Consider the following 12,150-nt stretch of genomic DNA (forward strand, 5'->3'; position numbering starts at 1 on the left):
TGAATCCACCAGCTGCAGGTAGCCTTGCGGTTTTTGTATTATCAAGTAGATAATAATCAGAGCTTGAGCACGCAAATAGGAGAGTTAAGTGGATGTCGTGGGAGTAGCCTCAAACGCGGATTTCTTTAACTCTTGGCTGCTGTTCTTGATTCCCCTGGCTGTTTCTTTCGCGGTTCTATTCCTGCCCGGTCTGGCGTCTGGCTATGCCTTGGGTTTGCGAGGACGCTGGCTTTGGGGATGGGCACCCGCCGGTTCTGTGGGGATAGCGGTGGTAGCAGCTGTGATAGCTTCCAAGTTGGGATTTACCTGGGGATTTCCAGTTTTGGTGTTCTTCTGTGTTGTCGCAACTCTTATTTGCTGGCTGCTTTCTTTGCTCTATATACGTGTCTGTAAGTTAAAAAATATCGAAACGGGAATTAGTAGTCTCCCTAAGGTAGATCGGGGTAGTAAAAAGTGGGCATACTTACCACCTATATTGCTGCTCTCCATGTTCGTATATGAGACGATTCGTTTCGCGACGGCAGTAAAACGTCCCGGAGCATTTGCGCAAATTTGGGATAATCTTTTTCACTCTAATCTAGTTATGATGTTTCTCCAGCGTGGAGATGCTTCACCGTTCAGTGTTGATCTCTGGGATCCTAGTAGAGCCGGGTTCTATCCGGCAGCCTGGCACGAGGTGGTTTCCTTGGTTGCCAGTGCCTGTTCAGGGGCTGTAACCACCGCTACCAACGCTGTGAGTCTGGTAGTCGCTTTCATTATTTGGCCTTTAGGAATCTTCTGTTTGGCTTCCGTAATTTTTACTTCACGCGTGGTTCAGCTAATCTCCCTGGCTCTGTCCTTAACTCTGCCCCAATTCCCATTCGCCCTCTTCAGTTGGGGTCCTCTTTACCCGAATTTGCTTAGCTCCTCATTGTTACCTATAGTCATCGCCCTATTTGTTAAGTGGCTTTCTGACAATCTCCTCGCTCTCGTCCCAGGATTATTTGCTGCCGGCTGGGGTCTGGTAAGCGTGGGAGCCAGCCAACCTAATAACGTGTTTACTTTCGTCATTGTCGCCACGATTGCTACCTGGTGCTATGGGGTAACTCGGATAAACCTTTCTTCCGCAAGATATGGAGGTCACAAAGGGGTAAGAAGTGCAATCTTGGCGGGCTGGACTGGACTCTGCCTAGCCGTCTACGGTCTTTGGGAGTGGGGCACTTTTCAAATTTCGCTTATCAGAGGGCTGCGTACGAAGACCCCCGATTGGTTTCCTCAAGGATCTTACTGGTCAGGAATAGCTGAGATTTTTTCCTTGACGGGAGGTAAACCAAACGCTGACTTTATGGTTTATCAGCGATTACATCTGTTGCCGCTATCTGCTTTATTGATTATCGGTTTACTCGTGCTGATATTTAGTCGTAAAAAAACCTGGTTGGTTCTTAGTTGGATGGTTTTTTCCGGTCTTGCCCTCGTGGGGCGCTCGATGCAGGATTTGCAGCTCCGGCAGTATCTAGTAGGGGTCTGGTATGCAGATTCTCCCAGGCTTTTTGTGCCAGTCGTAATGTTTTCTATTCCTATAGCAGCCGGTGGTTTAGGTTGGTTGATACGCCAACTTCAAAAGTGGATTTCTCCAAAGGTAACTCGAAAAACTCAAGCCATTATTTTATCTGGCTCCCTGATACTATCGGTGGGAATAGTCGCTGCTCCGACGCATTTGAAGACGTCGTGGTATTGGATTGGCGATGTTTTCTCGATTCGCACCCCCTCAGATAGATCCCTTGGTTTAGTAGATGAGGACGAGCTCAACCTACTACTGGAACTTCCTCGTCTTACGCCCTCTGACAGTGTGATTCTAGGGAATCCTTGGGAAGGAGCTGCTTTTGCTTGGTCATTGGGGCAACGACGAGCTATTTTCCCGACCCTACGATATGCAAGCACTCCGATGCCGGATAGAGCGTTCTTAGCGAACGGGCTATATCAACCTGAACAGAGAAAACAGGTGTGCTCCTTCCTAGGTACCAAAAACATATACGTATTGAACTTCCGAAACCACTATTCGGGAGCCGAGGGGAAGACGGGTATCGAGAAGAAATATCCGTCATTCGACTCCACGAATACGCCCCTATTAGCTCCGGTTAAATCAGTTGGAGAGGCGCACCTTTTCAAATACCTGGGATGTTCTAAGCGAACACCCTAACGGGAAGCCTGATCCCCAATAACCATGCGGGGGGTACCTTTCCACAGCTGCGGATCGGTTACCCGGCGGCCATCAAATAGTAGCTTGATGCCGGGCAGATCTTTCGCGCTGATGGTTTTGTATTCGGCGTGGTCAGCCTGCACGATAGCGGCGGTAACTTCCTCGCCAAAGTGATAGGCATCCCAACCGAAGCCCGCTAGTTCCTCGTCGCTAAACATGGGGTCATGAACCAGTACTTTCGCCCCCCGCTTGCGCAAGGAGTCAACTGTAGCGAACACTCCCGAGAACGCGGTTTCTTTAACAGCGCCCCGGTAGGAAGCTCCCAGTACCACCACTTTGACACCCTTGAGATCCCCTAGCACTTCCTCTACGCGGGAAACTACGTATTCGGGCATCCCGGCGTTATAGGTACGCGCGGTGCGAACCACGGAGGCATCGGGATCGGTAGATAGGTACAGGCGCGGGTAAACCGGAATGCAGTGTCCGCCAACCGCAATCCCGGGGCGGTGAATGTGGGAATATGGTTGCGAGTTGCAGGCGTCGATTACTTTTTGCACGTCAATACCGACTTTGTCCGCGTAGACGGCGAACTGGTTGGCCAGCCCGATATTAACGTCACGATAGGTGGTTTCTGCCAGTTTTGCCATCTCTGCGGCCTCGGCGTTGCCCATGTCCCAAACCCCGTTTTCGCGCGGTAGGTCAGGGCGCTCATCAAATTGCAGCACGCTTTCATAAAACTTGATTGCTGCTTGGGTGCCCGTCTCAGTTAGTCCGCCCACGAGTTTGGGATAGCGGCGCAAATCCTGGAATACTCGCCCGGTTAGCACCCGTTCGGGAGAGAACACCAGGTGGAAGTCTTCGCCCTCTTTCAAACCAGAGATCTCTTCAATCAGCGGCTTCCAGCGGCCTCGGGTAGTGCCCACCGGCAAAGTGGTTTCATAGGAGATCAGGGTTCCCGGGGTCAGATGTTCGGCGAGGGAACGAGTGGCCGCATCCATCCAACCAAAATCTGGCTGCCAAGTTTCGTCATTAACGAAGAGCGGAACCACCAAAACGATGGCATCTGCTTCGGGGATAGCTTCCGCGTAGTCGGTAGTGGCGCGCAGTTTCCCCGCAGGTACTAGCTCAGAGAGTTTTTCTTGCAGGTGAGCTTCCCCCGGGAAAGGTTCTTTGCCCTGGTTAATAAGCTCAACGGTCTTTTCATTAACATCGACCCCAATCACGTCCTGTCCACTAGACGCAAACTGTACCGCCAGAGGCAAGCCGATTTTTCCCATTGCTACAACTGCTACGCGCATGAAAACTCCTTTGAGGTCTTCAACAACTCAACAAACTCTGAAGCTATTCTACGCGGGAATGGGCAAACAGTTCACATTCCCTGCGCGTAGAAAATAACTTATCAAGGTTATTGCTGTTGACATGGTCCCTGTTTTTTGATGAGGAAAAAATTTTAATCTAAACTGTATATACTGCGTATTGTTCCCATATAGATAGTGGATTGAGGTCTCAGTTATGACTGGTAAAAGCAGAATGATAAGAGGGCTGACGTGTTTTACCGCAGCTGCAAGTTTGATATTGGCAACAGTACCGGCCTATGGCGCTGAAGTTACACCTCCGCCAGCTCCGCAGTCTCCGGTACCGGCTGGAAGTGACAGTTCAACAAGTGTAGAAACTCCGGATCCCTCCCCAGCTCCGAACGGCACCGCAGCCGAGGAAACTGAAAACAGCGCTAACGATGGACTGGAAATCCAGGAGTCCGGCCCAGAAACTGCTACTCCCCAGGCCGCGAATCCACAGCAGATTCCTTATACAGGAGGAACAGTTCTAGCAGGGGCGAGCAATTCTTCCGGCAAACCGTTAACCAATCGGGCGTATCCCCGTCTTTCCATGTCCAGAGCCCAAAAGATAGGGCAAGGCTGGCGTACCGACGGGGTATTGATGCTCGGAGATATGACCGGTAATCGACGAGCTGATTTACTTTATTTCACCAAGCGTGACGATGACGTGTTTATCCGACTTTACGAGGGTTATGGGGTTGGAAAAGTCGTCGACCGGGGAGAGATCGGACACGGTTGGGGTCATTTTGATACCGTTGCCGCTGGTGATATGAACCGAGATGGCTTAGCGGACATGGTTGGTCGCGATCACCAAGGAGATTTATACCTCTACCGGGGGCTTGGCAATAAGAAACGGTTTGCCACTGGAAAGAAGATTGGTCACGGATGGAGCGATATGCGTTCTTTGACAATCTTGCCAAAGTCCTACGGTAATTTACCAACAATTGTAGCGATTGATAATGCCGGGCAGATGCACCTTTATCCGTATTCCGTTGGACTGGGGGGATTCATGAAGCGAATTTCTCTAGGGAACGGCTGGAAACCTTTCACCAGGATTATGAATGCTGGAGATTGGGACAGAAATGGGCGTGGCGATTTCATTGCCACTGATAGCGCGGGGTATATGTATATGTACCTGTCCGCACCTTCTGCTAAAGGTTTCAGCAGTTACCGTCTGGGACAGGGCTGGAACGGCATGTCCCAGATTTTGCCCATCGATGCGTCTTTGGTAGGCGCGGGAATCATGGCTATTAACCACTCCGGTCAGTTATTTTACTATTCGATGCATGTCCGTCCGCGGCATGTTGCGAGAGCTAGGCATTCTCGTTATCTGATGCCGGTAAACAGGATTACCCGAGTGCGCGGGACTGTTACTCCTCGTAGAGGCTGGAATGGAACTAAGGTACGCCAGGTTCGTTTAGCTGTAGGGGTGGGCGCACCGCAAAACGCCAGTATGACTTTTGACGGCTCTACTGAAGCAGCAGTTAAGAGGGTCCAAAGAAGACACAATTTGTCTGCATCCGGTGTGGTTTACCGTTCTACTTGGACTAAGTTGACTGGAAGATCCTGGTACATGGATAACTTCCAGATGAAGCCAGCTTTCAGTAGCTCAGTATCTCGAGCTAGGCGTATAAACGCAATGATCAACTTTGCCAAGAGCCAGACAGGGAGTGTTTACACCTGGGGAGGCGCTGGCGGCTATCGCGATGGGTATGATTGCTCCGGTCTCGCCTTGCAAGCGCTGTATGTGGCGGGGATTGATCCGCAACCTATCAACGTGTTGGCTCACGCCGCACCCACCTATCGCTCTTCAAAACAGCTGTATGCGCATCCTAAACTACGTAAAGTATCATTTAGGAGCCGTCAACCAGGAGATTTAATCTTCTGGGGTGGTAGCGGAGGCGTCTACCACGTAGCGATTTACATTGGTGGAAACCAGATTGTGGAATCAAACTATGGCGTTGCCAGGCAGCGGGGGCTCTACAAGACGGGCGCGATCATGCCCTATGTAGTGCGCCCTTAAAGTAGCTAGCCGAGCAGGAGCGGCCAGGTGGGCATGCACCAGGTTATTTGATCTAGTGCGGTGTCCACCTGGTTTGCGGTACGCACATATTCGGGGTTCTGAGTTGGCTGTTTTCCTTCCGCAAGTTCGCGTTGACTTTTTTCGAGATTACTGTATTCGGGAATCTTGCCAGTTAGAAGCTTAGGTTGTTTTTCGACAACTATCTTAATGTTCTTGACTGCTTCCTCCGCAGAGCGATCAGAGGCAGCTAACTGTTCAAATTCCTCATAGTGTTTGGGAAGAATCGCCAGGAAAGATACCCATTCTTTGCTGGCGTTTACCGGATTTCCCGATTGCGAAGACTGGTCACCATGTACCTGGGCGTAACGAGTGGTAAATGCTTGTCCCTCGGGAGTGTTAGTCAACAACTGGGAGAACTTTTTATCCAATGCAGCGCAACTGTTTGTCCCGGCACGGGTAGGGGGCATGGTCTTGTTGGGCCCGACCGAACTAGTGATAGTTGGTCCGGTTGCTTCAGTAGGACCTGTGTGAAAAAACCAGATAAAATAACCACCAGCAATCAGAGCGATAAGCGCTGCACTCACAGCTGCCCCTAGAAAGTATTTCCGTTTCAAATTGTCTCCCGTCTTCGCGTAATTTCTATTACCTATGAATTAAGTTTCCAGAGCGGTTTCTTCCTCTGTAGAATAGCAGGACTAGGAGAAAGGATAATCTATGACCCGCATAGTTGACAGTGCAGATGTTTCCCCTGAAGCGCAGATTGGGGAGGGCTCCAGTGTTTGGCACTTAGCGCAAGTACGTGAACACGCTCAGCTAGGTAAGAACTGCATCATAGGGCGCGGCGCCTATATCGGCGAGGGCGTGCATATGGGCGATAACTGTAAAGTGCAAAACTACGCCTTGGTTTATGAACCGGCATCTATAGAGGACGGAGTGTTTATTGGGCCGGCAGTGGTGCTGACCAATGATCATTTTCCCCGGGCGATTAACGAGGACGGCTCAATTAAGTCTGCCTCGGACTGGGAACAGGTGGGGGTCACTATTAAGCGGGGCGCGGCGATTGGTGCGCGTTCAGTTTGCGTAGCTCCAGTAACCATCGGCGCTTGGGCGCTGGTGGCGGCAGGTTCAGTAGTCACTAAAGATGTTCCCGAATATGCCCTGGTGGCTGGGGTTCCGGCGCGCCGTATCGGCTGGGTAGGGCCAGCGGGAGTAAAACTGCAGCCAGTTGCGGGCGAAGAGGGTGTATATGAGTGTCCCCAGTCCGGTAAACGTTTCCGCGAGATTTCCGATAACCAGCTGGTCGAGATCTAAGGGGATCCGTTTTGGTTAGCAATAACTGCGGCTCAGTTCAGGTAGTTTCTCGAATCTATATGCCAGAGGCAGCTGCTGCCTCTTTGCGCTTAGAAGGGTGTGTGAACGCTCTGAGAGAGGCTGGGATTGAGGTAAAAGTTATGACGACCACCCCTCCGAAAGGTACCCGATTTTCTGCTGAAAAAGACGTGTCACGTTTCCCGGTACTGCGTAACCACGAGGGGTACGTTAGAGGTTACCTGCAGTATTTGAGTTTTGATATTCCCGCGTTTTTTCGGTTGCTTTTTATGAATAAGTCGGACGTTATTCTGGTTGAGCCACCTCCCACAACCGGAGCTGTGGTTAGAGTAGCCGCAAGAATACGAGGTATTCCCTATGTGTACTATGCGGCAGATCTGTGGTCAGAAGCGGTAAAGAATATCTATCCTGGCTGGGTCTTCCGAGCATTGAGGATCGTGGAAAAGTTTGCGCTCCAAGGCGCAGAACAGGTGATCGCTGTCAACAGCGAGGTAGCTAACCAGGTTAAAGATATGGGTGCCAGGTCTGTTGCAATCGTCCCCCAGGGGGTGGACACCCGAAAATTTAAAAGGCAGGGACCTGCCCCCACCGCGCAAATGCGCACAGCAATGGGTGTAGGTGATTCGCCATATTTCATCTACCCTGGAAATGCTTCCGAATGGCACGGTGCCGGGATTTTTATTGAAGCTCTTAAGTTAATATCCAGTTCTCAAGATTGCCACCTGGTGTTTTTAGGTCGCGGAGGACAATGGGAGCTACTTCGAGAAATAGCTAAAGATAAAGGCCTGGAGGGGAAAGTTCATTTTTCAACTACAGTTTCCCCGGAGGTAGCTTCTCAGTGGATTAGGGGTTCCATATGTAGTTTAGCTGCTATAAAACCTGGCTCAGGGTACGAGTTCGCCTATACCACCAAAGCTCTTTCCTCTTTTTCTTGTGGTATCCCAGTACTCTATGCGGGACCGGGATCAGCCGGAGAAGACATCCGGGAAAATCAACTTGGGTGGGCGGTTAGTTACTCTCCCAGCAGTGTTGCTGCGGGGATGAAGCGTGCTATAGACGATACTAGAAAAGACTCCGACCTAGGAATTCGTATACGCGAATGGGTTTGTAATAATCGCTCGCTTACGGAATCTTCTGGAAAAGTTGCTGAACTATTGATGAAGTCTGCTCGCAGCAAGGGAAGGGAAAAGTAAAACCGATGAAAACGGCTTTTATCCGGCTGGGACAAACGCTCCCGTATCTACCTGCAGGGGCTAAGCGCTACATGAATATCTATATGATGGTGGCCTCGCTCCTAGCTATCTTGGACATTACCGCATTGATGGCGTTGGCATTTTCAGTCACCGCTATCTTGGGTAAACGCGATATCGTGGTTCCTGTTGTCAAGTGGACGTTTTCTCCCAACCAATATGTATATGTGATTCTTGCTATCTCAGGTGTTATCCTGCTTAAATCATTTCTGTCTTTGGTTCAGCAATGGTTCGCAACTAGAAAATTCGCTGAATTTGAGATGGTGCTAGGGAAAAAACTGTTTGATGCCTATCTAGGTGCTCCCTGGGTGGAGCGTCTGTCCCGGTCAACCTCGCAACTGGTAAGAATGGCTGACGTGGGGGTAGCGGCGATTAATGCCGGCTTGATATTGCCCATACTGGGATTGCCAGCGATGCTAGTGTCATCAGCATCAATTATCATCATCCTGCTAATTGCACAGCCAATAACGGCGGTAGCCACTATTGCGTATTTAGGAATTATTGCTGTCGGGATTTATTTTTTGCTCTCACGCAGAACGGTTGAAGCGGGAATTGTAAACCGCAGATATTCCTATAAAGCCGCCGGGCTTATGACGGATATGGTTGGGGCTTTAAAAGAGGTTACTCTACGCAACAAGTTCGATGAAGTTTCGGATGTGGTGCAAGGCGCTCGCTATCACGCGACCCGCGCACGCGCTAACATCCAATTCCTTAGTTCGGTTCCCCGTTTTGTTATGGATTCGGCACTAATTGGTGGTTTGTTAATTATTGGCGGAGCCGCCTACATGTTATCTGGATCAATGGACGCGGCTATAAACTCAGTTGTGCTTTTCGCTGTTTCCGGTATGCGCCTGATTCCTACCATCACCGGATTCCAGGGAACAGTCAATGTTCTCAACGCAAATGCCTCGCAAATAAATGCGGTTTTGAAAGACATCCAGGAGGCGCAGCATTACCTAGAAATGAAGGAAATTGTCGGAAAAGAACCGATCAAGGAAGAACCTAAACAGCTCATACTTGATAAAGTTACTTTCCGCTATCCCGGTAGGACGGATGCAGCAGTAAAAAATGTTTCCGCAACCATCAATATGGGAACTTCAGTAGGTATTGTCGGAGAATCCGGTTCCGGGAAATCAACTTTGGTGGATATTCTGCTTGGCCTTTTGGAGCCAGAATCTGGCTCTATCCATGTTGATGATGCGGATTTGAAGGATGTTATGGCAGCTTGGCGCGCTATTGTAGGTTATGTTCCTCAAGAGGTGTCACTTTTTGATGGATCTATTGAACAGAATGTGGCACTTACCTGGAAAGGAAAAATCGATCGCGAGAAAGTGATTTCTTGTTTGAAGAAAGCTCAAATGTGGGAGACAGTTCAAGCAAGACCAGGCGGATTAGCTTCAACGGTGGGAGAACGTGGTATTGGGTTGTCAGGGGGACAAAGGCAACGTCTAGGAATCGCGCGGGCACTGTACTCCGATCCGATTATCTTAATTTTAGATGAAGCCACTAGCGCCCTCGATACTGAAACTGAAGCAGAAGTTTCCAAAGCAATCCAAAATTTGCGGGGCGAAGTTACCATGATTTCTATTGCTCACCGCCTATCGACGATAAAAGATAGTGATGTACTCTTCTTTATGGAGGACGGAGAAATCAAAGCTAAAGGTACTTTTTCGGAAGTGGTAGCAGCTATGCCCGCCTTCGCCCATCAAGCGGAGCTAGCGGGGTTACTACCGCGAGAATCTGGCAAAGATAACCTCATTGCACATTAGCTACCTATAGCTAATACACACTTAAACTAGGGTAGGGAACGTTTAATAACGGAGGATTAGCTTGAAAATCTCAACTGAAATAGTTGTTCCGGTACACGATCAGTCGCGACCAATCCGTAGAGCGGTTGAATCGCTACTGAGGGATCCCGAGACCGCACCTCTTATTATTGCGCACAATATTGACCCGAGTGTTTTAGATCTACCCCAGGATGAGCGAATTCGTATTGAAAAGCTAGATGGTTTTGCGGGGAGACCGGGAGCATGTTTCGATGCCGGAATTGCCGCAGCTAAGGCAAAGTGGGTCGGCATTATGGGGTCTGATGATTGGTACGAACCGGGTGCCCTGGAAGCGATGCGCAGACACGCAATCCAGGATAAAGCTGATGGAGTGATTGCGCCCCAAAAACATCAGTTGCAGTTAAATAACCAGATTAAGCCACTTTCTCTTCGTCAGAAAAACTTGCAGGCGGCACGGGATAGAATGTTTTATCGTACTGCTCCCTTGGGGATTTTCAAGCGTGATATGTTAGCCGAATCTACCTATAAATTTGGCCCTGAATTTCCTGCGGGATCAGATATGCGGGTGACTGCCTTACTTTGGACCTCTGGGAGAAGATTTTCTTATTACTGGAATGATCCTGCCTATGTTGTGGGTAAAGACGCGAAGACCAGAGTTACTTTTACTCCCCGTCCCTTAGCGGAATCAGGCGCACCTTACGTTGCTCTCCTTAAAGAGCCGCAAGTTAAAGATTTCGATAAGAAAACCCGGCATTCTTTGGCAGTTAAAATGGTTAGGGTTCATGTTTTGGGTGCGGTGGTACTGCGTCCTTCGGCAGATCAGTGGCAGCCGGGGGATTTTGAGTGGCTCCAGAATTATTTGCAGACTCTTATCTCTTATGACCCCACCTGTTATCGGGGACTAAGCCTGCGGGATCAAAGAATAATCTGGGCGCTCAAAGATGGAAACCTGCAGGATGTGTTAGCCGCAAATGCGTCTTGGAAACGGGCGAATATGCGGGAGCGGATATTCCCCCGGGGTTACGTGGCGGCTATAACTGAAAAGGACTCTAATCTGCGTTGGGCATTTGCTACTGGAGTACGGCGGCTAATGTCAGGGAAAGTCAGATAGCTGGATACCCAAGGGTTTTTCGGTATTCCGCTTGTAACAGATCTATGTACGGGTCAGCGACGTTATGACTAAAAACCCATTTCCTTCCCTGAAGTTTAGCGCTGCCAGCAGCAGGATCTTGCAGAGTTTCCCGAATCTGGGAAACTACTTCATCGATGGTGCCCTCCAAAACCGGGGGAGTCGAATTGTCGTCTGGACGTGGAAGTCGGTGGCCGAGTACCGCTACGGGTAGGCCACTAGCTATGGCTTCAAACTCGGAAACCCCGAGAACGTTATTTGCTTGCCCGATGCCGATTGAGGCTGAACGCATCCAGTTAAGGTAATCACTATGCGTCATTTTGGGAACTAGTTTTACCCCCAAAGATTTAGCTTCTTCGGCTTGGGGCCCCCAATCTAGGCCTTCTAGTTCCACATTAGGTAATGCGGTTTTAAGCGCTTTTATAAACGGAAATTGCCGAGCGGTTCCCTTTACTGGTTCCCAGCGAGACAGAAAAATAATTTTTTGTGGTTCGGACTCGGGAGGATACCAATCAACGATGCTATCTGGATCTACGAAAGCTGGCATAAACTGAGCGTCAGATCGGGCTGCAGTGGCTTCTTCCTGAGTGTCAAGATTGGTGTAATAGACCTGTTTTGCACCGTCAATCCATCGTTGCACCAATCCATGAATTTTAGGGTTCTTCCAGTGTTTTCGGATATCCGTTCCGTGTAAATGCAAAAAATATGGTCGTTTTGGCATCGGTGGCCAAGTGGCTTTCGGGACTACCATAGCGTAGTGAATGTGAACCAGTTCTGCTCTGTGAACTGAGCGCCAACGATTTGCCAAAAGTTTAGCGGAAAATACCTTCCCAGCGACAAAACCAGCGTGAGTCTTTGGCGGGCGGACTTCCTCGGCGCTAAGGTATCGCCAGTTTAATCCCTGTCTATGAGCGGCCTTAACTAGATTTAGACCTACATCAGCACAATCATGAAAGTGGAGGATTCTTGGTTCGCTGTTTCTACCATGCATATACAGCAAGTTAGCACAGGCAAAACAGATACTAGGTTTAATTGACCTGGAAACTAAAGAGAACATTTAGAAACCGGGGGAAGATGCTTCCTTAGTATGATGGGATTACCGCTAGAACACCAGAT

Annotated in this window: 9 protein-coding genes; 6 read left to right on the top strand and 3 right to left on the bottom strand. The window is 49.6% G+C overall.

What is annotated here, in order from left to right:
- Nucleotides 1-88: 88 nt before the first annotated feature.
- On the top strand, nucleotides 89-2,179 hold the full coding sequence (locus tag AC1EKS_RS07190) for a DUF6541 family protein (RefSeq protein WP_481008561.1): 2,091 nt from the start codon (nucleotides 89-91) through the stop codon (nucleotides 2,177-2,179).
- On the opposite strand, the gene AC1EKS_RS07195 is transcribed toward AC1EKS_RS07190, so the two are convergent.
- Entirely contained in the window at nucleotides 2,176-3,477 is a 1,302-nt protein-coding gene (locus AC1EKS_RS07195) for a nucleotide sugar dehydrogenase (RefSeq protein ID WP_481008560.1), read from the bottom strand. The two genes, AC1EKS_RS07190 and AC1EKS_RS07195, sit on opposite strands and share 4 nt — an antisense overlap.
- 277 nt (nucleotides 3,478-3,754) lie before the next feature.
- On the opposite strand from AC1EKS_RS07195, the gene AC1EKS_RS07200 reads away from it, so the two are divergent.
- Entirely contained in the window at nucleotides 3,755-5,539 is a 1,785-nt protein-coding gene (locus AC1EKS_RS07200; RefSeq protein WP_481008559.1) for an NlpC/P60 family protein, read from the top strand.
- Between the two features lie 5 nt (nucleotides 5,540-5,544).
- On the opposite strand, the gene AC1EKS_RS07205 is transcribed toward AC1EKS_RS07200, so the two are convergent.
- On the bottom strand, nucleotides 5,545-6,123 hold the full coding sequence (locus tag AC1EKS_RS07205) for a hypothetical protein (RefSeq protein WP_481008558.1): 579 nt from the start codon (nucleotides 6,121-6,123) through the stop codon (nucleotides 5,545-5,547).
- Between the two features lie 130 nt (nucleotides 6,124-6,253).
- On the opposite strand from AC1EKS_RS07205, the gene AC1EKS_RS07210 reads away from it, so the two are divergent.
- From AC1EKS_RS07210 to AC1EKS_RS07225, 4 genes are all read left to right on the top strand, one after another.
- Nucleotides 6,254-6,850, top strand: coding sequence for an acyltransferase (locus tag AC1EKS_RS07210; RefSeq protein WP_481008557.1), 597 nt, complete (start codon nucleotides 6,254-6,256; stop codon nucleotides 6,848-6,850).
- An 11-nt stretch (nucleotides 6,851-6,861) separates the two neighbouring features.
- Nucleotides 6,862-8,061 (top strand): glycosyltransferase family 4 protein, encoded by a 1,200-nt coding sequence (locus AC1EKS_RS07215; protein WP_481008556.1) that lies wholly within the window; start codon nucleotides 6,862-6,864, stop codon nucleotides 8,059-8,061.
- A gap of 5 nt (nucleotides 8,062-8,066) precedes the next feature.
- Nucleotides 8,067-9,887 carry an ABC transporter ATP-binding protein gene (locus AC1EKS_RS07220; RefSeq protein WP_481008555.1) on the top strand — a complete coding sequence of 607 codons (1,821 nt, stop codon included), beginning with the start codon at nucleotides 8,067-8,069 and terminating at the stop codon, nucleotides 9,885-9,887.
- A 61-nt stretch (nucleotides 9,888-9,948) separates the two neighbouring features.
- Nucleotides 9,949-11,016 carry a glycosyltransferase family 2 protein gene (locus AC1EKS_RS07225; RefSeq protein WP_481008554.1) on the top strand — a complete coding sequence of 356 codons (1,068 nt, stop codon included), beginning with the start codon at nucleotides 9,949-9,951 and terminating at the stop codon, nucleotides 11,014-11,016.
- Here the strand turns inward: AC1EKS_RS07225 and AC1EKS_RS07230 are convergent.
- On the bottom strand, nucleotides 11,009-11,674 hold the full coding sequence (locus AC1EKS_RS07230) for a glycosyltransferase family protein (RefSeq protein WP_481010335.1): 666 nt from the start codon (nucleotides 11,672-11,674) through the stop codon (nucleotides 11,009-11,011). The genes AC1EKS_RS07225 and AC1EKS_RS07230 overlap by 8 nt on opposite strands.
- Nucleotides 11,675-12,150: the final 476 nt, after the last annotated feature.

The sequence above is a fragment of the Varibaculum sp. C0165D1 genome (assembly GCF_056590355.1).

Bases quoted from the DNA above. Each gene is read 5' to 3' on its own strand.
- AC1EKS_RS07195 (WP_481008560.1), bottom strand. From the start codon at position 3,477: ATGCGCGTAGCAGTTGTAGCAATGGGAAAAATCGGCTTGCCTCTGGCG.
- AC1EKS_RS07210 (WP_481008557.1), top strand. From the start codon at position 6,254: ATGACCCGCATAGTTGACAGTGCAGATGTTTCCCCTGAAGCGCAGATT.
- AC1EKS_RS07220 (WP_481008555.1), top strand. From the start codon at position 8,067: ATGAAAACGGCTTTTATCCGGCTGGGACAAACGCTCCCGTATCTACCT.